Genomic DNA, 26,599 nt, shown 5'->3' with positions numbered 1-26,599 from the left:
GCCGTAACTTCCCGCGCTTAAATACCGAAAGCGCGAAACCGCACACCTTTAGGCCTGATCCGAAATACGGCAGGAATGGATGCAGGTATGCGGTGCCACCTCAGCGAAGCCCCTCCGTAATCACCACGAGCGCCAGTTGTCCTGGATCAGGAAGGCCTACGGATTTCTCGGCAAAGATGCGCGCGCGTCCAGCCTGGTTGGGCTTTTGCTTGAACTTCTCGACTGTATCCGTGGCGGCCGTCACAGCGGCTTCGATCAAGACGCCGGACCGTTCGGCCTCAAGGGCGCGAACCTGGGCGTCCAGCCCGTCCAGAACGGTTTTCTCGCCCAGAGATGACTTACCCCGGGCCAGCATGGCATCACGCGCCTGCGCCAGGAGCCCGGCAATTTCATCAGGCCTGAACTCCGTTCTGTCCTTCAGGGCCTTCGCTGCCGCCATCAACCCGGTGGCCACCAGCGTACCGAATGAAGATGAAGACGCCTGCTGGAAGGTTTTGGCCATCTCAAAGAAGGCCCGGCCAACGTCATCGCTCAGGTCGAGCTTTGCGCAGGCCGAAAAGCCCTCGGCAACGGTGATTCCAAGATCTCCGTCGCCCAGTTGCGCATCGGCCTGGCACAGAAACTCGCGATTCTCGCGCGCATGCTCGGCAATGCGGGCGACTGCCGCCTTCAGCTCATTGGAGGTGATCTCCATTTCAGACTCTCCAGAAAGCACAGTTGGCGGGTGCCGCAAGCAGGTCTTCAAGCTCTTCGTCGAGCCTGAGAATGCTCAATGAGGCGCCCGTCATCTCCATGGAGGTCGCATAGCGTCCGACCAGGGGCATGACGACATCCACACCGATCTCCGAGAGACGCCCGGCGAGGCGGCGGTAGAGAATGTACAGTTCCTCATGGGGCGTCGCGCCCAGAGAATTGACCAGCACGGAGACGCGGTCACCCTTGCCGAGCGGACGGTCTGCCTGCAAAGTGTCGAACATCTCATCAAGGATTTCGTCTGCGGGCTTGATCGGACCGCGCCAGGTGCCGGGCTCTCCGTGGATGCCCATGCCCATCTCCATCTCGTCATCGCCGATGACGGAGCTCGGCTTTCCAAGCTGCGGGATGATGCAGGGCGTCATCGCCATACCCATCGACACGACGTTGTCGGAAGCCTTTCTGGCAAGCCGCGCAACCTCGTCGAGATCTGCCATGCGTTCGGCGGCTGCGCCGGCGATCTTGAAGGCATAGATCATGCCGGCAACGCCCCTGCGCTTCTCCATCTCGCCGCGCGGCGCGGAGGCGACATCGTCGCTGACCGCGTGGGAGACCGTGCGGATGTCATCCTCGAAGGACACCATCTCCGCCGCCATGTCGAAATTCATGACATCGCCGCCGTAATTGCCGTAGAGACAGAGAACCCCTGCCCCGGCATCGACCGCGCGGATGGTTTCCGCCATCTGGTCCGCTGACGGGCTGGCGAAGACGTTGCCGATGGCACAGCCATCCAGCAGACCCTTACCGACATAACCGGTAAAGACCGGCAGATGTCCGGAGCCGCCTCCGGTCACGATACCGACCTTGCCTTTGGTCTTTTCACCGGAGCGCACGATGATCCGATGCGCCGGTTTCGCATAGATTTCAGGATGCGCCGCGACGAGCCCGTCGAGCATTTCATCGACATAGTTCTGTGGATCGTTCAGGATCTTCTTCATGACATTCCTCAATAGGTCAGGCTGGGAGAAACGGCTTTGGCACCCGGCGAAAGTTCGGCCAGCATTTCCTGGTGAGCCTGGCGCGCGGCACCGAACAGAAGGCCCACATCGCTCGGCCCGACAATGAACTGGTAACCGGCTTCGCGCAGTTCGGCATAGCTGCGGCCGCCACCGGTGATCGTGCCAAGACGCAGATTGACTTCACGCGCGGTCTGTTCAATCTGCTGCTTCAGCTTCTTCAGTTCGGGGTGTTCAAGCTGCTCCAGAAGGCCAATGGAGCCCGACAGATCGTTGGGGCCCACAAACGCCATGTCGATCCCGTCAACGGCGGCGATGTCCTTCAGATGCGCCACAGCATCAACATGCTCGCATTGCACCATTACCAGCAGATCTTCATGAGCCTTCTGCGCATAATCGGCCTTGCGCCCGTAAAGCGAACCGCGCACGATGGGAGCTGCATAACCGCGCGCACCTCTCGGCGGATAAAGGCAGGACCGGGCAATGGCCTTGGCCTGCGCGACGGAATTGACCATCGGCACGATGATCGACTGTGCACCGCGATCCAGCGCACGCTTCAGCGTGGTGTCGGAGGAATCCGGCACACGCAGCACGGCCTGACCGCCCGCCGCCTGCACGACACGGATCAGGCTGAGACCGTCTTCCAGCGGCGCGGCGCCATGTTCGCAGTCGATGACCACGACATCCCAACCCGCATTGACGACGATGTCGCAGGCTTCCGATGATCCGGTATTAATCCAGGTGGCGGCGATGGTTTCGCCGGCCATGAGGCGTTGCTTCAGAAGGTTGGTCATGCGTCGTTTTCCATGGTTCGCGGAGTTTTTTCCGGTCGGATGATCGCCCGGATTGCACGGTAGAGGCACAGGCCCCAGATCAGGATCGCCGCGACGCCGAGAACCAGCGAGATATCGCGCGAGAAGAAGGGCAGAAACTCGCCCTGGGATTTAATCATCGAGGTCATGAAGTTCCGCTCCAGCACCTTGCCCAGCACGACGCCGAGAATTGCCGGCGCAAGGGGGATGCCGCCCAGCGTCATGGCAAAGCCGACGATGCCGAGCGTGATGATGATCCAAATCGAGAAAGCGGAGTTCATCACCGCGAAACCGCCGATCAGGGACAGGCCTAGAATTAGCGGCATGAGCAGGCTTTTTGACATGCGCATGAGTTGGCTGGCGAGCAGGATGGCCAAAGCACCAGTGAAAACCATCGCAATGTTTGCCAGCAGGAACGCACCGAAAAGCGTGTAGACGAGATCGCCACTGCGCTCGAATATGTCGGGTCCGGGGTTCAGCCCCTTCATCATCAGAACGCCGATGGCGATGGCCGTTACGCTGTCGCCCGGAATGCCGAAGATGAGCGCCGGCGTCCATGCGCCGCTGACGGCGGCATTGTTGGAAGCACCGCCATCGACGATCCCCTCATAATGCCCCTTGCCGTATTTCTCCGGCGTTTTGGAGAAGCGGCGCGAGACCGCATAGGCGATCCACGCCGCGACATCGGAACCCGCGCCCGGCAAAACGCCGATGAAAACGCCCAGCGGCCCGGACCGGATCACGCTGACCCAGCGCTGGCGCACCACTTTCAACGCATCGCCGATGGCCTGCCGGAGAGGCTCCATCTTTGGCGATTTCGCATCCGCGCGTGGGGCTTTGGGCTCAAGCGCCGCGCGGAACAGCTCTGTCAGCGCGAAAAAGCCGATCATTGCGGAGATGAAATTGACGCCGTCATAAAGATCGTAGAGGCCGAATGTGTAGCGCGGCATGCCGACCGCGACATCGATGCCGACGCATGCGATCGCCAGACCAATGAAGAGACTGGCGAAGGTTTTCGCCGGCGGCGCGTCCGATACGAAAACGGCGCAGCTCAGGCCCAGGGCTGCGAGCCAGAACATCTCGTAGCTTGAGAAATTGGTCGCGAAACCAGCCAGCATCGGCGCGGCGAGGCTGAGAGCGATGACGCCGATCACCCCGCCGGCCGCGCCAGAAAACAGCGAGACAAAAAGAACGGTTCGCGGCCTGCCCGAATGGGCGATGGTGGAGCTGTCGGCGACATAGGCCGCAGAGGCTGGCGTTCCGGGAATGCGCAGCAATGCGCCGCTTATGTCGCCGGCGAAAATCCCCGTCGATGTGGTCGCTACGATTGCGGCGATGGCCGGCACAGGGTCCATGAAGAAGGTGAACGGCACAAGCAGCGCCACCGCCATGGTTGCCGAGAGACCAGGCAGCGCGCCAACCAGAGCACCGTAAAGCGTGCAAAGCACGATCGTCAGCAAAAGTGCCGGGTCTGCGAGCTGGGAAAGGATTGCTGCAAAGTCCATGGATCAAACTCCCTCCCTTTCGCCTTACCAGGCGACTGGCAGGAGAAGGCCCCAGGGCAGCGCGACCTTCATGATCGAATAGAAAATGAAGTGGAACACGGCCGTCGCCAGCACCGAAAGCAAAAGTGCTGAAGGCAGCGAACCGCCGAAAAACAGGGTCGCGGCGAAAAGCAGAGCGACGGTGGAAATGTGAAATCCGACCGGGTCCAGCGCCAGAGCGTAAAGAACGATCATGGCGACGAGCAACGCCACGCGGGCAACGCCCCGGGCGTCGATCCGCATCACCTCCGTGAGGCTGTGCCTTTCACGCCCGAGCAGTATGAGCAGGCCGGATAGAGCCATTCCGGAAGAAACGATCTTTGGAAAGAAGCCGGCTCCGAATGCAGTGCCCGCGGGGGGATCAAACCCCCACGCGCCTGCAAACATGGCCGCGCCGGCGGCGATCAGGACAAAGCCTGTCACCGCATCGCGGGTGAACTGCATGTTACTGACCCTTGGCCATCCCGATTGCCTTGACGGTGTTGCCGAGGCCCTCGTCATACTGGGTCATGAGGTCGAGCAGTTCCTTGCTGCCGCCCCAGACAACCGGTGCGCCGAGGCTGCTGCGAAACTCAGCCCATTCCTTCGTTTCCACGATCTCTTTGAGCGCTGCCTCATAGCTGCATACAATGTCTTCCGGCATGTTGGCCGGCGCCGAGATGGTCGTGTAGGCCGACAGGGTCCAGCCGCTCGGCAGTTCCCTGGCAGTGAGCGGCACATCGGGATACGCCTCGCTCGGCTTGTCGCTCATATAGGCAAGCGCCTTGATCTCACCGGCATCGATAAGCGTCTTTCCTTCCAGAAGCGAGGGCGTGACCATGTCGACACCACCGGCAAGAAGCTCCTGCAACGCGCTCGCCGACCCTTCGGAGGGGACCCAGCGGATGGTCTCGGCTTCGAGCCCTTCGGCATTGAGCATGCCGGCAAGCGCCAGATGCCAGATGCCGCCGAGCGCCGTTCCCGATGCCGTCAACTCACCGGGGTTTTCGCGTGCGTGATCCAGCAGTTCCTTGAGCGAGCCGAACGGGCTGTCCTTGGAAACAAGCACGCTGGCCGAAGGCTGGTTGATGAGCGCGATGGGCGTGATGTCCTTATAGGTCAGGTTGGTGAGACCAAACCAGTGCATCGTGTTGATCTCGACCGTGGCGGCCCCGATCGTATAGCCGTCCGGTCTGGCGCGGGAGATGGCCGAATGCCCCACCACGCCGTTGCCGCCGGTGCGGTTGACGACATTGAAAGGAACGTCAAACTTCTGCTGAAGCATCGTTGCGAGCTGACGCGTGTTGGTGTCCGTGGTACCGCCCGCTCCCCACGGGACGATAACGCTTACCGGCCGCTCCGGCTTCCAGTCGCAGGCCGCGTAAGCCGCAGAAGCCCATGCCGTCGCAGCAAGCGCGACCGCAGACACAATTGTCCTTTTCATGATTTCTCTCTCCCAAGATTTGCGGGCCTAAACCCTCTCCTTCAAACGGAAGCATGACATAGGGATTGAAGCTAGGTCAATCGTTTTATTAAAACGATTGACCTAGCTGGATAAACGATTGACGTGCGCCCCGGATCGGGCAACAAGCTGACAGGCAGGGGAACAAACAACAAAGACACTCGGATGATGGCACGCGTAACGCTAAAAGACATCGCGACGGCGACGGGGCTCTCCGTCTCAAGCGTCTCGCTTGCGCTGCGAGGCGACAAGCGCTTTCCCAAGGAGACGCTCGACCGGGTGCGGGCGGCAGCAGACAACCTTGGTTATATATACAACCAGGGCGCAGCCGATCTGCGCATGTCGCGCAACAATACGATCGCTGTCTGTCTCGGAGAGCTTTCGAACCCGATTTTCAACGACATGCTGATTTCCGCGGAACGTGAGATTCATCGCCGCGGCAGAAGGCTTCTTCTGGGCATCACGCGTGAATCGCGCGAGCGGCAGGCCGATTTTTTGCGCCAGGCATTGCAGATCGGCTGTGAGGCTCTGCTTCTCTGCCCCGCCTATGGGACCACGCGCTCCGATCTGGACGAGATTCTTGTGAGAAACGGCCAGCCGCTCCTGCCAACGGTGCTATTCTTCCGTTCAATCGAGGGCTTTGCCGCCCCCCAGGTGGTGAGCGACGAGTTTCATGCCGGGCAATTGTCGGCCCGTGCGGCGATGGATGCGGGGCATCGGCGTATGTACTGGATCGGTGGCGGACAGGAAACAAGCGCTTCCCGACTGCGCGAGGCAGGCGCAGTGTCCGCGTTTCGTCGCGCTGGGCTCGAACCCGTACGCATCCTTCATGGCCCCACCTCGCGCGCTTTCGGCTTCGAGGCAGCAACCCGCATTCTGTCGGAGGACGGGGCCGACGACATCGCCCTGCTCTGCTTCAGCGATCTGATCGCGCTCGGGGTCATCTCTGCCTGCCACAAGATGGGCCGGCGTCCGGGTGAAGACGTCTCGGTAATCGGTTGCGATGACATGAACGAGGTGCAGTTTGCGGTTCCGCCGCTGACCACGATCCGCACCGACATTGAGCACATCATAGAACGCGCGATGCAGGCTGCGGTCGACCGCGAGGAGGCCGGCCTAACCACGTTCGAGCCGAAGCTGGTTTTGCGAGAGAGCCTGCGCGTAGCCCCGCGAACCTGATTGCGACAAAGAAGAGCAGGGTATGGCCGCCTTCAATCAGCAACCGGCCAATGCTGCTATGCTGTCTTTACGGCCAGCAGCTTCTGCCAAAACACTCCCACAAATATCTGAATTCCTTCCCCGGGGATCCGACACTGAGGCAAGTTGCCGTTCCGGTGCCGTGGCGCTTGATACGGTTGTCGTCAGACCACCATGCACGGGGCGGTTTGTTCGAGCGGGCGACCGGGGCGTGCGCCAGTTTTTTCGCCATCGACCCAGACCTCACGCCCGTTGACGAAGACCCGGTCGATGCCCACGGCCGGGCGGATCGGCGTCTCGAAGGTTGCGCCTTCGGCGATGGTGTCGGGATCGAAGATGACGAGGTCAGCAAAGCCGCCGACGGCGATCCGCCCGCGACCGCCAAGTCCGAAGCGATCGGCAGGCATGGAGGTCATGCGGCGCACGGCTTCTTCCAGCGAGAACAGCGACAGGTCGCGGGCATAGTGACCAAGCACGCGCGGGAAGGTGCCCCAGACGCGCGGGTGGGGATGCTTGCCGCTCGGGATGCCGTCCGAACAGATGATCGTGTGTTCGTAGGACAGGATGCGCTGAACATCGTCTTCGCTCATGATGAAGAAAATGCCGGTCGCAGGCAGAAGCTTCTGGAGCGCGGTGTCGATGTCGGTGCCCCATTCCTCGGCGATGTCGGACAGATCGCGGCCCGCCATTTGCGGGTAGGGAATGCTTTCAGCAACGATCACGCGGGTCGCCTGCCTGTGCCTGCCGGAATCGAGGATGGTCGACGACGCAATCCACGGTGTGGTGTCGAGGCCCACATCCTGCTTCTGCATCGCATCGTCGATCATCTTCAGCGTGGTGACCGACATGCCGTGGTTGGCAAGCCCTGCGCATTTGTGATGGGAGACATGCACACCGCAGCAGGATTCACGCCCCACGGTGAAGGTCTCTTCAAGCCCCTGAACCACGCGGTCGCCCTCGTCACGCATATGGGTGACATAGAGCTTGCCATGGGCCTGCGTGATCTTTGCCACCTCGATCAGCTCTTCGGTTGTGGAGGCTCGGGCGGGCGGGTAGAAAGGTCCGGTGGAAAGGCCGATTGCGCCTTCGCCCAGCGCACGGTCGAGCTTGCGGCACATTTCTTTCAGCTGTGCTGCATCGGCGGCTTTGTTCAGGTCGGGCAGTTCGTTCACGCGAAGCGTGGAATGTCCGATCAGACAGGCTGCATTGACTGCTGCCGGTTCCGCCAGAAGCCGGTCGCGATAGGCGGCGTAAGTTTCAAACCGCAGCGCTTCATCTTCAATGATCATGCGCAGAGGGGCCGGGATCTCGCCCTTCGGCACCAGTGGTGCGATGGAGAAACCGCAATTGCCGTTGATAACGGAGGTGACGCCCTGCGACGTCATGAACTCCATGTCGGGCTGGGTGAGCATCGCGGCATCATGGTGCACATGCGGGTCGATGAAGCCGGGCGCGACGGCGCGGCCCTTTGCTTCGATCTCGCGTCCGGCGGTCCAGTGTTTCAGGTCGCCGGTGGCGACAATGCGGTCGTCGGAGACGGCCACATCACCCCTGCGACGGGGGGCTCCTGTACCGTCGATGATGTCTGCGCCGCGGATGATGAGATCAGCGTGCATGGGAGGCTCCTGTATTGTTGCGTCGAGGGTCAGGTGGCGTCGCTGTCCGCAGGCGGCACGCCGTCATCGCCGCACCAGCGGGCGGCGAGATGAACGAGAATGAAGACGATCATGATCGGCACGGCCACGGCGACCCAGAAGGTGCTGAAGGGCAGCGCGTCGGCCATGGTGCGGCTGTGGCGCAGCAGGAAACCGCGCGCCGGGTTCATGTTGGGACCGTAGAAAACGTACCAGAGGATCGGCAGAAGGTAGATCAGAACCACGGCCGACCGCATCAGCGCGGCGGCGAACCCGAGAAGGGCATTGCGTGAACCCTCGCCGGTGAAGAGCGCCGGATCGAACCGGCGCTTGAACGATATCGTGGCCCCCATGAGGCCGGCCCAGATCATTGCGTATCGGGCCAGTTCCTCGGTATAGGCCGGCGGCTGGTTGAACACGTAGCGCGCCAGGACCTGCAGTATGACGGCCCCCACGAGGATCACCAGTGCCACGCCGGCCATCACTGTGGCCAGACGGTTGAGCCCGTTGCTGATGTGGATGACGGATCTGGCGATGTGTTTCATGGGGGCGACCATTGCTTAGTCTGCGACGGAGTCGCGGGCTTTAATCCAGATGCTCAACTGGTCGTCGGGCAGAGACGTTGCCCAGGTGGCACGCGCCAGCTCGGCCATCTTTTCGCGTTCGCCTTCGGCCAGCTCGGTGATGGTCACGCCTGCGGCTTCATGCTTCGCGCGCACTTCGCTGGCCCAGTTGTTGACCCAGTCCCGGTTCGCTTTTTTGCCGGCTTCGAAGGCGGCGTCGATTTGGCCTTTTTCCTCGTCACCCAGAGAGGCGTACCAGTCTTCCGAGATCAGAACGATGCGCGAGGACGGCGTGATGTCGGCTGGCGTGAAGTGCTTCAGAAACTCGGTGTGGCCGGTGCGGATGGCCGAGTTCGGCGGGTTGAAATAGCCATCGGCAACACCGGTCTGGATGGCGTTTGCCACTTCCGACCAGGAGACGATCGTGCCAGTTGCGCCCAGCGCTTCCTGCAGTGCGATCTGCTCGCTGTTGAGCGCGCGGAAGCGCAGGTCGGACATGTCCTCGACCTTGGCGATCGGCTTCTTGGAATTGTGAATGCCGATGTCCATGCCGATGTAATTGACGTCCACGAAACGCACGCCATTGTCGAGAAGCGGACCGTTCATCTGCTCAAGCATGTCCGTTTCAGAAAGCACGGCGTCGATCTGTTCGCGGTTCTCGAAGAAGAACGGGAGCTGGACGCCCTTCATCAGCGGGGACATGCCGAAACCGGTGGAAAGGGCGGCGAGATTGACCTCCAGAAGGCCCTGGGCAACCTGGTCGAAACGCTCTTTTTCCGAGCCCAGCGTGCCGGACGGGAAAATGGAGACCTCGAATTCGGTTCCCTTGAGCGCATCGGCGAAGCCGTGGGCGAAGGCTGCTTCCGGGTTGGTCGCCGTATCGTCGGCGCCGTTCATGGCGATCTTGATGTCAGCCGCCTGTGCGGCAGCGGTCATGAGCGCAAGCGCCGAGATGGCGAGGGCTTTGGGTAGGAATTTCATTTTTTTCTCCTCCGTTTGGTTTCGGTTTCCGTCAGGCGAGCCCCAACAGGCGTGGAATGGCCAGAGAAATCTCCGGGAAGTAAGTCAGCACCAGCAGCAGCGCGACTTCGGCAAAGAAGAAGGGCAGGGTGGCGCGTATCAGCCGCCAGTAGTTCATGCGCACCGTGGTTGCGAGGATCAGCAGAACCCCTCCCAGCGGCGGCGAAAGAAGGCCGGTGGTGATGTTGAAACAGATCACGATGCCGAGATGCACGGGGTCGACGCCCATGGCGATCGCCACAGGCGCGAAGATCGGTGCGAACAGCGCCACAGCGGCCTTCACATCCATCGCCATGCCGGCCACCAGAAAGATCAGGTTGATCAGCATCAGATATTGCAGCGGGCTGAGGTTCCAGTCTTCCACCGTCGCCTTGATGGCCTGCGGCCATTGCAGAAGCGCGGCGATGTAGGAAAAGGTCGAGATCGCGCACAGGATGATGAACAGCCCGCCGAGCATCACCGCCGTGCGGTGCAGGCTCGCACTCACCTGACTCCAGGTGAGATTGCCATGGGTAAAACCGACCACCAGAGCCGCAATCACGGCCACTGCAGCCGCTTCAGCCGGCGTCATGAAGCCGAACAGCGTGCCGCCGAGAATGATCACCGGCAGGGTCATGGCGGGCAGAGCCCTCAGGAGCGAGGGGAAGAATGCAGGCACGTCTTCACCCGGGCCGCCGGGATGGTTGTCGCGATGGGCATAATAGGCGTTTATCGCCATCAGAACGCCGGCCAGGAGCAGGCCGGGCAGAATGCCTGCGGCGAAGAGCGCGGTGACGTTCGTTTCCATCAGTGCGCCATAGAAGATCAGGATGGACGAGGGCGGGATGATCGGGCCGATGATCGACGATGCGCCGGTGATTGCCGCTGCATAGTCGAGCGAATAACCGCGTCGACGCATTTCGGGCACCAGCGAATTGCCAAGTGCGGCGGCGTCGGAGACAGCCGATCCCGATACGCCGGCAAAGAACACCGAGGTCATCACGTTGACATGGCCCAGGCCACCCTTGAGGCGTCCGAGGAAGGACATGCAGAAATCGATCAGCGCGGTTGCCAGACCACCACGGTTCATCAGGTCGCCCGCGAAGATGAACAGCGGCATGGCGAGGAAGGCGAACACATCGAGCTGGCTGAAAAGCCGCTGGGGCAGCACCGCCATATACATCTGACGGTCGGCCGCAATGAAGGTCAGAATCGCGGAAGCGCCAATGACATAGGCAATGGCGGCGCCGGCCATAAGGCCGAAAACGGTGAATGCGATGATAAGCGGCGCCTGCATGGCTCTTGGGTTCCCCTCCCCGATGGCTCACACAAATCTGGCGAAAGCGCTTGCGTTAGAAAATAGAAAAGTTTTCACTATTCCATAGTATATCTCTATGGAATAGTGAAAAGAGGGAGAGGCCGCGCGGCCATGAAACCACTGACTTTGCAGCGTTTGCAGGTTTTCTGCGCGGTCTACGAGCGGCAGTCGATCACGGCGGCGGCGCGGCAGATGAACCTGTCGCAACCCACAGTCAGCCGCCATCTGCGTGACCTCGAAGCGGCCATCGGCCTGACGCTTTTCGTGCTCGACAAGGGGCGCGTGATCCCGACTGTCGAGGCGGACGCCATCTACAATGAGAGCCGTTTTCTCTATGACGGGATCAGCCGGCTGGAGCGACGCATCGACTCGCTGCGAAAGGGCGTCGGCACCCGTCTTCTGGTAATGTCGGTCGGACTTTTCGCGCCCTATTTCGTGCCCACCGCGCTGCGCAGGGTGCTGGACGCGATGCCGGGCCTGCGCGTGGCCGTGGATGTGGGCACTGCACAGCAGCAGGTTCAGGCGATACGCGCTGGCATGGTCGATGTCGGGCTCGTCATTGGCAGGTTTCAGGCTGACGACATACTGGCAGAGCCTTTGGGGCTTGGCCGTCTGGTTGTGCTTAGCCCGAAGGATGGCCCGCTGACGCGGCTGGACCGTGTCAGGCTGGAAGATCTGAGTTCCGTACCGATGCTGGGGCTGACCCCGCGCGGCCCCATTGGGCGTGTGCTGAACGAGGCGCTTCTGGAGCGCGGGTTGCCTTTCGACAATACAGTAACGGGCAACACGCTGGTTTCCGTACCCCATCTCGTGCTGGCAATGCAGCGTTCTGCGGTGGTCGACGAGTTCACCGCCGCCTTTCACGGTCTCGACGGACTGGTGACGCTGCCGCTGGAGCCAGACCTGCCACTCGATATCCAGTCGATCTCCATGGGGGCGACGGCAAGCAAGGTCGCCAGCCAGCTCTTTCTCAAGGAAATGCGCGGAATGCTCGCCGACTGGCAGGCAGGCAAGATGCAGTTCTAGCGTTGAGACTCTTAGCTCCACCCGAAGGTGGTGGTTCGGAAATTTTGAGACCGGTACCGGAGACGAGATTGCCTTCGCTGACAGCCGCTTTCAGAAGCCGCATGTCCCAGCAGACTTGCGAGCCTCAACCCCAGACCAGTGGCGTTGACAGAATGGACCGGCCCAGACCGGCATCTTGCTTTCCACCTTCCCACCAGGTGCGGTTATCTGGCAGATCGGCACCGAGCTGGTCGACCGGACATCCCGGAAAGGTGCTGTCTTGTCTACAGGCCTCATCAAAACTGGAATGCTATTCCAATTTGGAATCAAATGTTGTATAAACTGTTCTAGACTGGGGAGGAATGATTGACCGTTGCCGCTGTAGACCGCTGTCTAACGATACTGGAGGCCCTTGCGGGCGAGCGTGAACCGATCGAATTGACGGACCTCGCCAATCGGCTGGACATGCCGGCAAGTGCAGTTCACCGCACGCTGACGACACTCGTCTCGCATGGGTGGGTGCTGCAGCACAGTGGAACCCAGCGCTATGCGCTTTCGCTTCGTATGAGCACACTCGCCTTTCGCAATCTCGATGTCCGCGCGGTGCCCGATGTGGTTCAGTCCGTTCTGGACAAGCTGGCGCGCGAGACACGTGAATACTGCCGGCTGGCAATTGTCGAGGGCGAGGATCTCGTCTGGGTCGCCCGCGCGCAGGGTGCCGTCACGGGCCTTCGCTACGATCCCGAGATGGGGCAGGAGATCGTTCTGCATGCCACGGCCAACGGCAAGGCCTGGCTCTCCACACTTCCCGAATCCGAGGCGTTGCGCATTGTATGCGCCCGCGGCTTCGGCGCGCGGCGGCCTCTGGGCCCCAACAGCGCGACCAATGTCGATGAGTTCCGTGCTCGGCTCGTCGAAACGCGCGAGCGCGGATACGGAACTTCCGTCGAGGAGGCCGAGGCAGGAACGGGCGCTGTGGCGGTGCCCTTCTTCAACGGAGTTGGGCCGGAAGCGCCTGTCGCCGGTACGATAAGCGTTGCCGGCCCCCTCGTGCGGATCACGCCCGATCGCTACGATGAGCTGGCGACCGCCCTGAAGAAGGCTGCCGCCGAAGTTGCTGAAATCTGGTCTCTGCGAAGCCGCCAGCGCGGCTATAAACCTGCCGTGGCAGCAACGCGCCCGCATGCGCCAGCGGAAGTTTGAGATACAAGATGATGCAGCGCAGTTCGATATTGCAGCGTTCTCTGGAGCCGATCCTCTGGTTCGCCGGCCTGCTGCTCATCTGGGAGGTGCTGGTTCGGGCGCTGCATGTGCCGGTTTACGTGTTGCCGGCACCGTCGCAATTCCTGTCGCGCCTTGTCGAGGATTATCAGAGGCTCGGCTATCACGCGCTGGTGACGACACGGCTGATTATCTACGGCTTCGTCGCGGGGGCGATTCCCGGTGTCGTGCTCGGTTATCTGATTGCGAAATTCCGGCTCGCGGAGCAAGTGCTCTATCCGCTCGTCGTGTTCATTCAGGGCCTGCCGAAGATCACGCTCGCACCGCTCATGCTGGTCTGGTTCGGGTTCGCGGATTTCCCGAAGATAATGCTTACCGCGCTGATCACCTTCTTTCCGATTCTGGTCGACAGCGTCACCGGGTTCAAGTCCATCGATCCCCGGCAGTATTATCTCAGCCGCTCGGTCGGTGCGTCGTGGTGGCAGACATTCCGGCTCTTCGAACTGCCGTCCGCCGCGCCCAGCATCTTTTCCGGGTTCAAGATCACTGTCGTTATCGCGGTCACGGTGGTGATCGTCGTCGAGTGGATGAATTCGCAGAACGGGCTCGGGTATCTGGTCCTCAGGGGGATGGACGATTCCGACACGTCGCTGATCTTCGCCGTACTCGTGGTCGGCTCGATGATCGGCGTTTTGCTCAGTTGGGGGATGGAACTGGCCGAAAGGACATTGCTGCCCTGGCGGCGGCGCTGACCGGTTCATAATCGAGGAACAGGCATCAAGATAAACAAAGGGAGGAAGGAATGCAGTTCAAATTGAGGCATGTGGCGGCGGGGGCAATGCTCGCATTGCTCGCAGGAAGCATTCCCGCGCTGGCGCAGGACAAGCTCCAGATGCAAATGAACTGGACGGCCGATTCCGCGCATCTTGGATTCGCGGTGGCCCAGGCCAGGGGCATCTACAAGGACCATGATCTCGAAGTCACCCTGACCGAGGGGCGCGGATCGGCCGTGGCCGCACAGCTCGTGGCGACCGGACAGACGGAGCTCGGCTACGCCGACACCGGCGCAACGCTCAATGTTGCTGCGCAGGGCGCGCCGATCAGGATCATCGCAACCATCTGGAAATCCGGCCAGTTCGGCATACAGTATCTGGCCGATTCCGGTATCAGGGAACCAAAGGATCTTATCGGCAAGAAGCTGGCGGTCTCTCCGGGATCGGCCATGCTGCCGCTCATTCCGGTTTTCCTGCGTGCCAACGGCATCGAAGAATCCCAGGTGGAAATCGTCTCGGCGGCGGAAAGCGCTTTTATCGGCCTTCTGACATCCAAGCAGGTCGATGCGGTGTCGCAGACGCCGGAAAACATCGTCGTGCCGCTGGCTGCTCAGGGCATCGAGGCCGGCAATATGTACTTCTACAACAACGGCGTTCCCATCGCGAGCCTCGCCCTGGTGGCGCGTGAGGACAAGCTCCAGGCCAATCCGGATGTCTACAGGCGCTTTGTCGAAGCGACGGCTCTGGGCTGGCAGGAAGCGATGAAGGAGCCCGAAGCAGCAGTCGATGCCCTGCTCGAGATTTTCCCGGAGACGGCGCATTCGAAGGAGAACCTCCTTCAGTCGGCAAAGTTCAGCTTTGCATCGGTCTGTCCCGGCGGCTCTGGTGACGCCATTGGCGTGACGGACGCTGAAACCTGGGAGAAGATGTACAGCGTCATGACGTCGGCGATGAACCTTCCCAGCACCAAGCCCGTGACGGATTACTACACGCTCGACTATCTGCCGGGCACGTCGGTGACCTGCCCCTGAGGCTGGTTGGTCGCAGGATCCTGTCCGGGCGCACAGGGCGCCCGGACATCAATCTCACGCGGAAAGTTTCGTAGGCATGTCGCAAACAGCTTCTGCCATGACGCCAGCACAAACGGGAACGCGTGCGCGTCTCATGGCGGCATTCGGCGGTTCGTATTTTTCTTCCGTCCTGATCGGGACGGTGGCGGTGCTGTTGCTGCTTGGATTGTGGGAGGCCGCGCTTCGCTTCTTCGAAGTGCCCATATGGCTTGCGCCCAAACCATCGGATTTCCTGGCACGGCTTTATACGGACAGGGCATTGATCGCCGGCCACGCATTCTGGACCTCCCTCACAATCGTGGAAGGCTTCGCCCTTGGCGTGCTCGTGGCCATCCCGCTGGCGCTGGCAATCGTTTCGGTCGGCGCCCTGGAGCGGGGGCTCTATCCGGTAATCGTGTTTCTCAACATCATGCCAAAGACGGTGATCGGACCCATCCTGATCATCTGGTTCGGCATAGGCCCGCTGGTTGCCGCGCTGATCGTTTTCCTGATGAGCTTCTTTCCGGTTCTGGTCGATTCCATGTCGGGCTTCCGACTGGTTGATCGAAGGCTCTTCTACATTTCGCGGTCCATGGGAGCGAACCCGTGGCAGACCTTCTGGAAGGTCCGGCTGCCGGCCGCGATGCCGCATATTTTCTCGGGGATGAGGATCGGCGTGGTGAAGGCGGTCGAGGGCGTCATCATCGCCGAATTCATCGCCTCCAACAAAGGGCTGGGCTTCATGATCGTGCGTGCCTCGGCGTTCATGGACATGACACTGATGTTCTCCGGGCTTGTGGCTGCGGCGATCGTCGCACTGATCTTCAACGGCGCGATGAGCATCATCGGGCAATGGCTGATGCCGTGGTCCAGACACTGAACCCGGACAAGGCACCAATGACGGACATGACGAAGGCAGACATGAAAACCCGAACTCCTTCCGGTCTGGCGCATCCAGCCGGCAACGCAGGCGCTGCGGGCGCCTCGATCAATGCGCGCGGGCTGACAAAGGTCTTCGGCAGTGGAGACACGGCATTCCACGCGCTGGGGCCCATCGATCTGGATATCAAGCCGGGAGAGTTCGTTTCCATCATCGGCCCGTCAGGGTGCGGCAAGAGCACGACCATGCTCCTGGTGACAGGACTGGAGCCGCCGAGCGCCGGCTCGGTGGAGATTGACGGGAAGCCGCTCACCGCCCCGATTTCGGAGATCGGCATCGTCTTTCAGGATCACCTGCTCCTGGATTTTCGCACCGCCATCAACAATGTCATGCTGCAGCAGGAGATCCGGGGTCTCGACAAGGCCACGCTCAGGGGGCGGGCCGACGCTCTCTTCGAGCGGCTCGGCCTTTCGGGGGCGGAAAACCGCTATCCGTGGCAGCTCTCCGGCGGCATGCGCCAGCGCGTTTCGATTGCGCGCGCTCTGGTTCACGATCCCTCAATGCTGTTGATGGACGAGCCATTTGGCGCGCTCGACGCGATCACACGAACGCAGATCCGGCACGATCTGGAAATGCTCTGGCTTGAAACGCGCAAGACGGTGCTGTTCATCACCCATTCCATCGAGGAGGCGGTCGGCCTGTCGGATCGTGTTCTGGTGATGTCGAAGAGCCCTGGCACGATTGTCGAGGAGATCGTCATCGACCTGCCGCGCCCGCGCCCGGCCCATCTGGGCGAGTATCCCGAGTTCTCGAAATATGCCGAAAGAATCTATCGGATATTCGAGAAACTTGGCGTCTACAAATTCTAGAGTCATGGTTGAAACGTCGCAATTGCCTGAATTCGTGTTCAATGAAGCGACCGTTCGCGAGAGGTGGGGTCTTGAACCCTTCCTTGAAGGATGCGCCGCTCGTGGTCTGTCACGCGCGTCCCTGTGGGGCGATGAGATCGACAAGGTCGGCCTTGAAGAAGCCCGCCGGATACTGGCCCGCACGGGCATTTCCACATTCGGCTTCAATCGGGCGGGACCGCTTCTGGGTGCGGGAGCTGCGGCGCGAACGGAATGTCTCGACCGCGCGCGGCGCGCGGTGGACATGGCTGCCGAACTTGCAGCGGACCACGTTCTGGTTTTTTCCGGTGGGCTCATGGAGGGCAGCCGCGATCTCTCCGGCGCGCGGGCACAAACCGAAGACGCACTCGGCGAGCTTCTCGACCATGCGCGCGCGGTCGGAATGACGCTGGCTTTGGAGCCGCTGCATCCCATGGTCGCTGGCGACCGCGCGGTGATCCTGAGCCTCAGTCACGCCAACACTCTCTGCGAGCGGCTGGGCGGAGGGATAGGCATCGTGGCCGACGCCTATCACATTTGGTGGGACGAACGCCTGGAGGCAGAACTCGCCCGCGCCGGCGTAGCCAGCAGGATACTGGGCTTCCATGTCAGCGACTGGCTGGTGCCGACGCGGCATGTCCTGCGTGATCGCGGCATGATGGGGGATGGTATCATCGACCTGACCGGAATGTGGCGCCAGGTGCAGACTGCCGGCTATGCCGGCCCTGTCGAGATAGAGATATTCTCGGATCGATGGTGGGCAGAAGACCCCGATCTTGTCCTCGACACGGCTCTCGCGCGGTGCCGGAGCATCTTTTCTTGAGGATGACCAGACCATGAGCGACAGTATTCCAAATCTGGGAGGCGCCTCGCGCATCTATGCGGTGTTCGGCGACCCGGTGGCTCAGGTCCAAACCCCCACCCTCATCAATCCGATGTTCGCGGCAAAGGGGATCGATCTCTATGCCGTTCCGTTCCATGTGACCGGCGAAACCCTGGAGGCCGCCTGGCGCGTTTTTGCGGCGATGGACAATGTCGCGGGCATTGGCGTGACGGTGCCGCACAAGATCGCGGCCGCGCGCCTTTGCGACGAGCTGACCCCCGCCGCCGCCGCTGTCGGCGCGGTGAACTCCATCCAGCGCCGGGGCGACGGCTCCATGCATGGCGCGCTTTTCGACGGGCTGGGCTTCGTGCGCGGACTTGCCGTTAATCGCGGCCGTCTCGCCGGCGCGTCGGTTATGCTCGTCGGCGCCGGTGGCGCGGGGCGCGCCATCGCGCACACACTCGCTGGCGAGCAGATCGGCCGGCTGGCGGTGATCGATGTTGATGACGACGCGCTTGAATTCACCGTCGACATGGTCAACCGCGTGATGGGCGCACCGGTCGCGCAGCGGGGTTCTTGCGATCTGGCGGGCATCGACGTACTGATCAACGCAACGCCGGTCGGTTTGAAATCCGCAGAGGCTTTCCCTGTCGATCTCAATGATCTGGGGCCGGAAATGCTGGTAGCCGATATCGCGGCGCTGGCGCGCGATACGGAATTGTTGACGCTGGCCCGCCAGCGTGGCGCGGCAACAAGCGATGGCCGCGATATGCTTGAGGCCCAGATCGCACTGATCGCCGGCTTCGCGGCCGGGCTAGAGGCCGGTACACCGCTCTGAAGTCAAACCTTCGCCTCTGCCTCGGCCATGTGGGCGGCAATGAGGTCCACCTGCCCGCGGATCATGTGAATGCCTGAATGGATTTGCGCCCCGCGCGCTCGGGCAGCTTCCAGCAAGGGGGTCACTTCAGGCTTGGCGATCACCTCCGCAATCAGCATTGTCCCGTCGATAAGGCTTGCATCGAAGGGCAGGGGATCGCTAGCTGAAAGACCGAGCGACGTTGCGTTGATGACGATCTGCCCGGACTTTGGCCGGGGTTCCCCGGCTCGCGCGAAGGAGCGGCCTATTTTTCGATTCACGGCCTCTGCCAACTCCTCGGCTTTGGCACGGGTACGGTTGGCGATGATCAGCGATGCGGCCCCTTCCTCGGCGAGCGCGAAGGCTATCGCTATCGCGGCCCCGCCGGCGCCGACCATGAGGCAGCGGCTTCCAGAGGGCGTGTGGCCCTGCCCTTTCAGACCGCGAACGAAGCCCTTGCCGTCGAACTGATAGCCTCTGAAGGAACCGTCGGCCTCCCGCCGCACGAGATTGACGGCCCCAACCCGCTCGGCGAGTGGTTCAAGACTGTCGCAAAGCATCATTGCCGCCTGCTTGTGCGGCAGGGTGATGCCGAAGCCAATCAGGTTTCCAAATGCCTTGAGCCCCTTCCAGGCCGTGTCGAGCTCATGAGCGCTTATGTGCAGCGGTACGCACACGATGTTGACGTTGCGGGCCGCGAAGATCGGGTTGATCGTCGTCGGTGTCATCACCTGTGCAATGGGATCGCCGATGACGCCCATGATCTTCGTCGATCCATCGACTGTCATGGCCGGGGTTACCATGATAGGTCCTCCCGCTTCAGCCACACCAGGCTGCCGTCTTCAACGCCGACCAGCAGGCCAGGCTTGCCGCTTCCGTCCCAGTCGACGGCTTCGGGCGAAGCGACGTGCATGGCCATCTGAATCGTTTCACCGCGAAACCTGAAAGCTTTCGGGAAGGCGAAAACCGGTTCGGTATTGGAGCCGATGTTCTCGAGCAGGAAGATACCGGCCTGGCCGGTCGTGTTGCGCGGCTGGCCGGTGGGGCCGGGCGGCACAGAGGCGCGCGCATGCGTACCGATAACGAGATCGATCCGGCCATCGCCGGTCCAGTCCACGGCGCAGAGTTTCACCCGTCCGCGACCGCCACCGACATCCTGCGTGAAACGCATTTTTGAGCCGTCTTCCCATCGCAGATGCCGCTTGTCGGCAAGCTCGGTGTCTGACGCACGGCGGAAGTCCGACAACATGCCGTCCTCGTCCAGCGCGAGATAATGGAGCTGGCCGTTGCCCAGCCAGTCGATCACGGCAGGACGCACACGCCAGACCGTCTTCAGCGGCCTGCCCTGCCATGTCAGCGGGCGCGGCGCTTCAAAACGGGGCGGTACCGTTCCCCCGTCATTACGGTAGAAATTGTGGTGGCCGTTGACGTCGCTGACGAGAAGGTCGGGATGGCCGTCGCCGTCCCAGTCGGCGATCGCAGGACAGGAATAACCAAACATTTTTTCAGATGGCCCCTGAATGGAGCCCGTTAGCCCGGCAGCAATGCGCACCGGCTTTCCGCCCGCCTCGATCATGACTTCCCGTGCAAGCGCCGGGGCCTCCCGGGGGCCAAGGTTCTCGTAGAACAGAAGCTCACCCGTGCTGTTGCCGACCACGAGGTCGGGCAGGCCATTGCCGGAAAAATCGTGCGCGGCGGGCGAGGGTAGGACGCCGGCATGTATCGAAGGTTCAACGCCTTCCACGCGTCCGATCTTCTCAAAAGCCGGCTGCCCATCGGGACCGGTGCCCGTGTTGCGGAGGAACGTCACATAGCCGTCCTCAGCGCCAACCAGAATATCAAGCCGCCCGTCGCCGTCCCAGTCGACGGCGCAGGGCAGGTGAATGCACTGATCCAGAAGCACGGGGGCGCCGGCGGCATCGCCAACCAGCCTCGGCTGCTCGAAGGCGAAAGGCCCGGTCTGGCGCGCGAAGTGCAGGATGTTCCAGAACTCGCCGCAAACCACGGCGTCGCGCCCGCCGCCGGTAAAATCTCCAAAGGCCGGCGCGCATTGACCATAGACTTCCAGCGGGGTTTCGCCCCCAAGAACCGGTCTTCCGCGGCCGAGCTCCGGTGCGCTCAGTGTTCCCGTGTTCTTGAATGCATAGAGGAAACCGCGCAACGGCCCGCCAAGCCACCGGCCCGCTGCATCATAGGCGCGATAGCCGACATCGTTCCATTCCAGGCCGTTCGGCCAGTAATCGTCCCATGAATCGGTGCCGACAACGAGCTCGGGAACGCCGTCGCCGTCGATGTCGTGGAAGCGGGCCATATGGAAATATTCGTTGCCCTTGACCCAGTCTGCCTCAAGGTCGAGCGCCACCGGATCGCCGAAGCGCGGTTCGCGAGCGGTGCCAATGTTGGGGAACAGGTAAATCTGCCGGCGCATCCGCGACACGGAGAGGAGGTGGAAGCGGTCGCCATCGCGCACGGCGGTGACGTACCCACGGACACCCTCGACAATCCGTTCGCGGCCCAGCAACGGTGTGCCGTCCGGTTTCGTGCCGATCTGTGGATAGAGAAAGACGCGGCCCTCATAGCATGTGTCCCAGCTGGACAGAAGCAGATCGCGACCGCCGTCGCCATCCCAGTCAACCACATCGACACAGGTGATGATGCGCCCTGCGACCGGGGCCGAACCGACATCGGGGTGATAGCCGATTCTCTGATCCACATAGGACGGGCCGGTCCAGACCGACGCGTCATCCTCCCACCGAGTCACGCTCAAGATGCCTCTCCTCCGTTTTTGGAATCCTATTCCAATTTCATTTCGTATCATAGTGCGCGGCAAATGAAACCTGCTGATGGATACGAAACGAAGATCGCGACTGCCGGCTGCGTGCTGGTGATGCCTGCGCCAGTCACGCTGGCCGGCCGCATCGACGACGATGGGCTCTCACGACTGCCAGACTGGCATTCAAAAGTGGCGATGTGCAGATATTGCTAGCCGCGCGCCAGTGGGGCGAGCCGCGCCTCGACCCGTCCTTTACCGCCTTCTAGCATGGCGAAGGCGGCATGGACGTTCATGAGGCTTCTTCACCGCGGCGGGGTGCCGTTTTCGGCAAGAACCGCGCCGATCAGATAGAGCGAGCCGCAAATCAGGATGCGGGGCGGGGGTTCGGTGCCGTCGCGGCCGGCGTCCAGCGTATCGCGCAGAAGCTTCAGCGCATTGGCGACCGAATGAACCGGCTCGGCCGAAAGGCCCGCTTCCATGGCGCGCGCCGCCAGCTCTGCGTTGGGCACACCGGCATCGCTCGATTCCACCGGAACCGTATAAACATGGCGGGCCATGCCCTCGAAGGCGCGGAAATAACCGGTCTGGTCCTTGGTGTTGATCATGCCGGCGATCAGGAAAAGCGGGCGCGGCGATCGGTCTTCCTCCGAAGCCAGTGCCTCGGCAATCGCCTCGCCGGCACCGGGGTTGTGCCCGCCATCGATCCAGATCTCCGCCCCTTCGGGCCCGAGTTCCGAAAGCGCGCCCTTTGGCAGGCGCTGCAGACGGCCGGGCCAGACAACGCGCTCCATCGCCGCCTCGGCCGAACGCAGGCCAACGGGAAAGCCCGCCGCCTTGACCGTGGCGATGGCCGCCGCCGCATTGGCGATCTGATGCCGGCCGGCAAGCTGCGGCAGCGACATGTCGAACAGGCCGTCATTGTCCTGATAGATCATCCGGCCGTTTTCCTCGAACGCCAGGAAATCCTCGCCATAGACGGTGAGCGGGCAGGCCAGTCGTTCCGCGGTGTCGACAAGCACCTCGCGCGCCGCATCGAACGGCTGCTGGCCAACGACGACCGGACAGCCCCGCTTGATGATGCCGGCCTTCTCGACAGCAATCAGCTCCACCCGATCGCCAAGATAGGCTTCGTGGTCAAACGAGATCGGCATGATCAGGCTGGCGGCAGGACGGGGTATGACATTGGTGGCGTCGAAACGGCCGCCAAGCCCGACCTCGACAATCGCGGCATCCGCCGGATGCTCGGAGAAAAGCACGAACATCACCGCCGTCAATATCTCGAAGACGGTGATCTTTTCGCCCGCATTCGCCTCTGCCACCCGCGCCACGGCATCGGCCAGAACGGCATCCTCAACCAGTTTTCCGCCGCCTTCCGCACCCAGCCGGTAGCGCTCGTGCCAGTTGACCAGATGCGGCGAGGTATGGACATGGACGATGCGGCCCGACGCCTCCAGCACGGCGCGCGCGAAGGCCGTGGCCGAGCCCTTGCCGTTCGTGCCCGCCACATGGATGACCGGCGGCATGTTCAGATGCGGATTGCCCAGCCGCTCGAGCAGGCGCGTGATGCGCTCAAGCGAAAGGTCGAAGCCCTTGGGATGGAGCGACAGAAGGCGCTCGATTTCCCGCTCGGCGGAGAGAGTGGTCATCAGGGTCCTGCCCGAAGGGTGGGGTTTTCAGCCGGCAAACTTTTAAGCGCTCATGCCTTCGGCTGTTCGGCTGGCGCTTCCGCAGCCTCGACGGGCACCGGCACCGTTTCGGCGTCGTCCGACGTTTCATCTTCCACCATATCGGGCGCGGCGTCTGCCTTTTCCTTCAAGAGGATTTTCAGCAGACGGGCGATGGTTTCCTTCATCTCCAGCCGTGAAACGACCATGTCGACCATACCGTGGTCGCGCAGGTATTCGGCGCGCTGGAACCCCTCCGGCAGCTTCTCGCGGATGGTCTGCTCGATCACGCGCGGGCCGGCGAAGCCGATCAGCGCACCGGGCTCGGCGATGTGGACATCGCCCAGCATGGCGTAGGATGCCGTCACGCCACCGGTCGTGGGGTTGGTGAGCACGACGATGTAGGGCAGGCCCGCCTCCTTCAGCCGGTCGAGCGCGACCGTGGTGCGCGGCAGCTGCATCAGCGAGAGGATGCCTTCCTGCATGCGCGCGCCGCCCGAGGCCGCATAGAGCACCAGCGGGAGCCTGCGTTCGACCGCCGTCTCGAAAGCGCGAACGATGGCCTCGCCGGCGGCCATGCCGAGCGAGCCGCCCATGAAGGCGAAATCCTGAACCGTGGCAAGCAGCTCCAGCCCCTGAACACGGCCAACGCCGCTCAGCACGGCATCTTCCATGTTGGTCTTGGCCTTCGCATCGCGCAGGCGCTCGGTATACCGGCGCTCGTCGCGGAATTTCAGCGGGTCGGTGACGACCTTCGGGCTTTCCAGCGCCTCATATTCGCCACCGTCGAAGAAGCTTCTCAGCCGCTCCCGGGCGGAAATCTTCATGTGATGACCGGAGGAGGGAATGACCCAGAGATTGTCTTCCAGATCCTTGTGAAAGACCATCTCGCCGGTCTCGGGATCCTTGATCCAGAGGTTCTCCGGCATATCCCGGCGGCCGAGCATCGAGTTGATCTTCGGCCTCACATAGCTGGTGATCCAGTTCATTCCATATGCCTTTTTTCTTACCGCATTCCGAGGATGCGCCAATTATCGGGCAGCAGCAAGGCGCGCTTCCCGCACCCCGTCTGCCAGCCCCTTCACAAGGGTTGCCACCGCCTCTGCGGGGTCTTCGATCCGCTTGCCGTCGGCGTCGTAGCACTGGGCGATGGCCGCAACGATGGCGCTGCCGACCACAACACCGTCCGCCGCCTCGCCAATCGCCTTGGCCTGACGCGCCGTCTTCACGCCGAAGCCGACGCAGATCGGCAGGTCCGTGTGTTCCTTGATGCGCGAAACCGCCGCTGAAACATTGTTCGTGTCCGGCAGCGCCGAGCCCGTCACACCCGTCATCGACACGTAATAGACGAAGCCCGACGTGTTCTCCAGCACCTTTGGGAGGCGCTCTTCATCCGTCGTCGGTGTTGCCAGGCGAATGAAGTTCAGCCCCGCCTTGATCGCCGGAACGCAGAGTTCCTGATCCATCTCCGGCGGCAGGTCGACGATGATCAGCCCGTCAATGCCCGCTTCCTTGGCATCGGTCAGAAAGCGGTCCACGCCATAGATGTAGATCGGGTTGTAATAGCCCATCATCACGATGGGCGTGTCGTCGTCACCTTCACGAAAGTCACGCGCCATCTGGAGCGTCTTGGAAAGCGTCTGCCCGCCCTTCAGCGCGCGCAGGCCGGCGGCCTGGATGGCCGGGCCATCGGCCATGGGATCGGAGAAGGGCATGCCCAGTTCGATCACGTCGCTGCCGGCCGCAGGCAGCGCCTTCATGATCGAGAGCGAGGTCTCATAATCCGGGTCGCCACCCATGAAATAGGTCACGAGTGCCGGGCGGTTTTCTTCCTTCAGCCGCGCAAAGCGGCGGTCGATGCGGGTGGTCATGATGGTTCCGGGTCCTCGTACGTCCAGCGCGGCGCCCCCACGCCGTCTTGCAGTCCTTGCGGTTGCAGCGGCCTCTACGCTCGATCACGAACGCGGCAATGCAATGCGACCAGCTTATCCCTCAGCGTGTTCGCGGATTTCAATGGTGACGGCGAAGGCGTAGAAGCCATCGCGCTCGATCCGGCTTTTCGCCTCTTCAGGGTCGAAGGCGATGCGTGGCGCGCCGTCATCGGCCACATGGGTCAGGAAAGCAAGGTTCTGGCTTGCCCTTATCCCCTTCGGATTTTCCCTATCGTCGTCCTGGCGAATGGCCACATAGTGGTGCAGGTTTTGCTTGGAGCGATAGATTTCGAACATGCTTACATCTCCATGCCGAGCATCTTTCCAACGGTATGCACGTCCTTGTCTCCGCGCCCGGAGAAATTGACGATCATGATCTGGTCCTTGCCCATGGTCGGCGCAAGCTTGATCGCATGGGCAATCGCATGGGCCGATTCCAGCGCCGGGATGATGCCCTCAAGCCGCGTCGTCATCTGGAACGCCTCGATCGCCTCATCATCCAGAATGGGCGAATAGATCACACGGCCCGAATCCTTCAGCCAGCTGTGCTCCGGCCCGACGCCGGGATAGTCGAGCCCGGCAGAGACCGAATGCCCGTCGAGGATCTGCCCGTCGTCATTCTGCAGAAGATAAGTGCGGTTGCCATGCAGCACGCCCGGACGGCCAGCCGTCATGGAGGCGCAGTGCTCGTCACCCGCCAGCCCGTGCCCGCCAGCCTCGACGCCGTGGATCGCCACCTGGCGATCATCGAGGAAGGGATGGAACAGTCCGATGGCGTTCGAGCCGCCGCCCACCGCCGCCACGATGGCGTCGGGCAGCCGGCCTTCCAGTTCCTGGATCTGTTCGCGCGCTTCCGTGCCGATCACCGCCTGAAGATCGCGCACCAGCTCGGGATAAGGATGCGGGCCTGCTGCGGTGCCGATCAGGTAATAGGTGTCTTCAACATTGGTCACCCAGTCGCGCAGCGCCTCGTTCATGGCGTCTTTCAGCGTGCCATGACCCGAAGAGACCGGCTTCACCTCGGCGCCCAGAAGATGCATGCGGAAGACATTCGGCTTCTGCCGCTCCACATCGGTCGCACCCATATAGACCACGCAGGGCAGGCCGAAGCGGGCGGCCACGGTGGCCGAGGCCACGCCATGCTGACCGGCCCCGGTCTCGGCGATGATGCGGGTCTTGCCCATGCGCTTGGCGAGCAGGATCTGGCCGAGGCAGTTGTTAATCTTGTGCGAGCCGGTGTGGTTCAAATCCTCGCGCTTGAAGTAGATCTTCGCGCCGCCCAGATGTTCGGTGAGCCGTTCTGCGAAATAGAGCGGCGAGGGACGGCCCGTATAGTGGCGGCCCAGATGCTCGAGCTCGGCGCGAAACGCCGGATCGTCCTTCGCCTCGTTCCAGTGCTTCTCCAGATCGAGGATCAGCGGCATCAGCGTCTCGGCCACAAACCGGCCGCCGAAGATCCCATACATGCCCTCATCGTCAGGGCCGATCCGGAAGGAATTGGGTTCTGCCGGTTTGTTCAA

Annotated in this window: 27 protein-coding genes; 10 read left to right on the top strand and 17 right to left on the bottom strand. The window is 62.1% G+C overall.

Annotation, left to right across the window (positions count from 1 at the left end):
- Positions 1 to 100 precede the first annotated feature (100 nt).
- Genes KUG85_RS14760 through KUG85_RS14735 form a run of 6 tightly spaced genes read right to left on the bottom strand, consistent with a single transcriptional unit; the run spans position 101 to position 5,488 of the window.
- The gene (locus tag KUG85_RS14760; protein WP_223005731.1) at positions 101 to 694 is read right to left on the bottom strand and encodes a dihydroxyacetone kinase subunit L; all 594 of its coding nucleotides are present in this window, start codon (positions 692 to 694) and stop codon (positions 101 to 103) included.
- 1 nt (position 695) lies between these two features.
- The gene (locus KUG85_RS14755) at positions 696 to 1,691 is read right to left on the bottom strand and encodes a dihydroxyacetone kinase subunit DhaK (protein WP_223005730.1); all 996 of its coding nucleotides are present in this window, start codon (positions 1,689 to 1,691) and stop codon (positions 696 to 698) included.
- An 8-nt stretch (positions 1,692 to 1,699) separates the two neighbouring features.
- Positions 1,700 to 2,503 (bottom strand): HpcH/HpaI aldolase family protein, encoded by an 804-nt coding sequence (locus KUG85_RS14750; RefSeq protein WP_223005729.1) that lies wholly within the window; start codon positions 2,501 to 2,503, stop codon positions 1,700 to 1,702.
- Positions 2,500 to 4,026: a tripartite tricarboxylate transporter permease gene (locus KUG85_RS14745; RefSeq protein ID WP_223005728.1), complete on the bottom strand. Its 1,527-nt coding sequence runs from the start codon at positions 4,024 to 4,026 to the stop codon at positions 2,500 to 2,502. The genes KUG85_RS14750 and KUG85_RS14745 overlap by 4 nt, the downstream gene beginning before the upstream one ends.
- Positions 4,027 to 4,050: 24 nt before the next feature.
- Complete coding sequence (locus tag KUG85_RS14740; protein ID WP_223005727.1) at positions 4,051 to 4,509, bottom strand: tripartite tricarboxylate transporter TctB family protein; 459 nt, start codon at positions 4,507 to 4,509, stop codon at positions 4,051 to 4,053.
- Between the two features lies 1 nt (position 4,510).
- On the bottom strand, positions 4,511 to 5,488 hold the full coding sequence (locus KUG85_RS14735) for a tripartite tricarboxylate transporter substrate binding protein (RefSeq protein WP_223005726.1): 978 nt from the start codon (positions 5,486 to 5,488) through the stop codon (positions 4,511 to 4,513).
- Positions 5,489 to 5,671: 183 nt separating this feature from the next.
- Between KUG85_RS14735 and KUG85_RS14730 the strand changes: the two genes are divergently transcribed.
- Entirely contained in the window at positions 5,672 to 6,685 is a 1,014-nt protein-coding gene (locus KUG85_RS14730) for a LacI family DNA-binding transcriptional regulator (RefSeq protein WP_223005725.1), read from the top strand.
- 182 nt (positions 6,686 to 6,867) lie between these two features.
- On the opposite strand, the gene KUG85_RS14725 is transcribed toward KUG85_RS14730, so the two are convergent.
- From KUG85_RS14725 to KUG85_RS14710, 4 genes are read right to left on the bottom strand one after another with little or no spacing between them, the layout of a single operon-like run.
- Positions 6,868 to 8,319, bottom strand: coding sequence for an N-acyl-D-amino-acid deacylase family protein (locus KUG85_RS14725; RefSeq protein ID WP_223005724.1), 1,452 nt, complete (start codon positions 8,317 to 8,319; stop codon positions 6,868 to 6,870).
- 29 nt (positions 8,320 to 8,348) lie between these two features.
- A complete protein-coding gene (locus tag KUG85_RS14720) occupies positions 8,349 to 8,882 on the bottom strand; it encodes a TRAP transporter small permease (protein WP_255606415.1) in 534 nt (177 codons plus the stop codon).
- Positions 8,883 to 8,897: 15 nt separating this feature from the next.
- Complete coding sequence (locus KUG85_RS14715) at positions 8,898 to 9,881, bottom strand: TRAP transporter substrate-binding protein (protein ID WP_223005722.1); 984 nt, start codon at positions 9,879 to 9,881, stop codon at positions 8,898 to 8,900.
- Between the two features lie 31 nt (positions 9,882 to 9,912).
- Positions 9,913 to 11,196 (bottom strand): TRAP transporter large permease, encoded by a 1,284-nt coding sequence (locus KUG85_RS14710; RefSeq protein ID WP_223005721.1) that lies wholly within the window; start codon positions 11,194 to 11,196, stop codon positions 9,913 to 9,915.
- A 132-nt stretch (positions 11,197 to 11,328) separates the two neighbouring features.
- Here KUG85_RS14710 and KUG85_RS14705 point away from each other — a divergent pair, with 132 nt between their 5' ends.
- The 8 genes from KUG85_RS14705 (at position 11,329) to KUG85_RS14670 (ending at position 18,693) form a co-directional block, all read left to right on the top strand.
- Complete coding sequence (locus KUG85_RS14705) at positions 11,329 to 12,243, top strand: LysR family transcriptional regulator (protein ID WP_223005720.1); 915 nt, start codon at positions 11,329 to 11,331, stop codon at positions 12,241 to 12,243.
- A gap of 345 nt (positions 12,244 to 12,588) precedes the next feature.
- Positions 12,589 to 13,425 (top strand): IclR family transcriptional regulator, encoded by an 837-nt coding sequence (locus tag KUG85_RS14700; protein ID WP_223005719.1) that lies wholly within the window; start codon positions 12,589 to 12,591, stop codon positions 13,423 to 13,425.
- A gap of 8 nt (positions 13,426 to 13,433) precedes the next feature.
- The gene (locus tag KUG85_RS14695) at positions 13,434 to 14,195 is read left to right on the top strand and encodes an ABC transporter permease (protein ID WP_223005718.1); all 762 of its coding nucleotides are present in this window, start codon (positions 13,434 to 13,436) and stop codon (positions 14,193 to 14,195) included.
- Positions 14,196 to 14,245: 50 nt separating this feature from the next.
- Entirely contained in the window at positions 14,246 to 15,247 is a 1,002-nt protein-coding gene (locus tag KUG85_RS14690) for an ABC transporter substrate-binding protein (RefSeq protein ID WP_223005717.1), read from the top strand.
- 97 nt (positions 15,248 to 15,344) lie between these two features.
- Positions 15,345 to 16,145 (top strand): ABC transporter permease, encoded by an 801-nt coding sequence (locus KUG85_RS14685; protein WP_171900089.1) that lies wholly within the window; start codon positions 15,345 to 15,347, stop codon positions 16,143 to 16,145.
- Positions 16,118 to 17,014, top strand: coding sequence for an ABC transporter ATP-binding protein (locus tag KUG85_RS14680; protein ID WP_223005716.1), 897 nt, complete (start codon positions 16,118 to 16,120; stop codon positions 17,012 to 17,014). The genes KUG85_RS14685 and KUG85_RS14680 overlap by 28 nt, the downstream gene beginning before the upstream one ends.
- Before the next feature lie 4 nt (positions 17,015 to 17,018).
- The gene (locus KUG85_RS14675; RefSeq protein ID WP_223005715.1) at positions 17,019 to 17,855 is read left to right on the top strand and encodes a sugar phosphate isomerase/epimerase family protein; all 837 of its coding nucleotides are present in this window, start codon (positions 17,019 to 17,021) and stop codon (positions 17,853 to 17,855) included.
- A gap of 13 nt (positions 17,856 to 17,868) precedes the next feature.
- Positions 17,869 to 18,693, top strand: coding sequence for a shikimate dehydrogenase family protein (locus KUG85_RS14670; protein WP_223005714.1), 825 nt, complete (start codon positions 17,869 to 17,871; stop codon positions 18,691 to 18,693).
- A 2-nt stretch (positions 18,694 to 18,695) separates the two neighbouring features.
- Here KUG85_RS14670 and KUG85_RS14665 read toward each other — a convergent pair whose 3' ends face one another.
- Both KUG85_RS14665 and KUG85_RS14660 read right to left on the bottom strand, forming a co-directional pair.
- Positions 18,696 to 19,514: a shikimate dehydrogenase family protein gene (locus KUG85_RS14665; protein ID WP_223005713.1), complete on the bottom strand. Its 819-nt coding sequence runs from the start codon at positions 19,512 to 19,514 to the stop codon at positions 18,696 to 18,698.
- Positions 19,508 to 21,472, bottom strand: coding sequence for an FG-GAP repeat domain-containing protein (locus KUG85_RS14660; RefSeq protein ID WP_255606438.1), 1,965 nt, complete (start codon positions 21,470 to 21,472; stop codon positions 19,508 to 19,510). Before KUG85_RS14660 ends, KUG85_RS14665 begins: the two co-directional genes overlap by 7 nt.
- A 69-nt stretch (positions 21,473 to 21,541) precedes the next feature.
- Here KUG85_RS14660 and KUG85_RS14655 point away from each other — a divergent pair, with 69 nt between their 5' ends.
- Complete coding sequence (locus KUG85_RS14655; protein ID WP_223005711.1) at positions 21,542 to 21,697, top strand: hypothetical protein; 156 nt, start codon at positions 21,542 to 21,544, stop codon at positions 21,695 to 21,697.
- 89 nt (positions 21,698 to 21,786) lie between these two features.
- Here KUG85_RS14655 and KUG85_RS14650 read toward each other — a convergent pair whose 3' ends face one another.
- The 5 genes from KUG85_RS14650 to trpB all read right to left on the bottom strand — a co-directional run bounded on the left by KUG85_RS14650 (position 21,787) and on the right by trpB (position 26,599).
- Positions 21,787 to 23,130 carry a bifunctional folylpolyglutamate synthase/dihydrofolate synthase gene (locus KUG85_RS14650; RefSeq protein WP_223005710.1) on the bottom strand — a complete coding sequence of 448 codons (1,344 nt, stop codon included), beginning with the start codon at positions 23,128 to 23,130 and terminating at the stop codon, positions 21,787 to 21,789.
- 50 nt (positions 23,131 to 23,180) lie between these two features.
- Positions 23,181 to 24,137: an acetyl-CoA carboxylase, carboxyltransferase subunit beta gene (accD, locus tag KUG85_RS14645; RefSeq protein ID WP_223005709.1), complete on the bottom strand. Its 957-nt coding sequence runs from the start codon at positions 24,135 to 24,137 to the stop codon at positions 23,181 to 23,183.
- Positions 24,138 to 24,179: 42 nt separating this feature from the next.
- A complete protein-coding gene (gene trpA, locus KUG85_RS14640) occupies positions 24,180 to 25,019 on the bottom strand; it encodes a tryptophan synthase subunit alpha (protein WP_223005708.1) in 840 nt (279 codons plus the stop codon).
- Between the two features lie 114 nt (positions 25,020 to 25,133).
- The gene (locus KUG85_RS14635) at positions 25,134 to 25,376 is read right to left on the bottom strand and encodes a hypothetical protein (protein WP_065816700.1); all 243 of its coding nucleotides are present in this window, start codon (positions 25,374 to 25,376) and stop codon (positions 25,134 to 25,136) included.
- A gap of 2 nt (positions 25,377 to 25,378) precedes the next feature.
- A complete protein-coding gene (gene trpB / locus KUG85_RS14630) occupies positions 25,379 to 26,599 on the bottom strand; it encodes a tryptophan synthase subunit beta (RefSeq protein ID WP_223005707.1) in 1,221 nt (406 codons plus the stop codon).

This window comes from Nitratireductor rhodophyticola, assembly GCF_019891355.1.
GTDB lineage: Bacteria > Pseudomonadota > Alphaproteobacteria > Rhizobiales > Rhizobiaceae > Nitratireductor > Nitratireductor rhodophyticola.
Note: the sequence above shows the minus strand (reverse complement) of the source record. Positions and strands in the feature narration are given on the sequence as shown.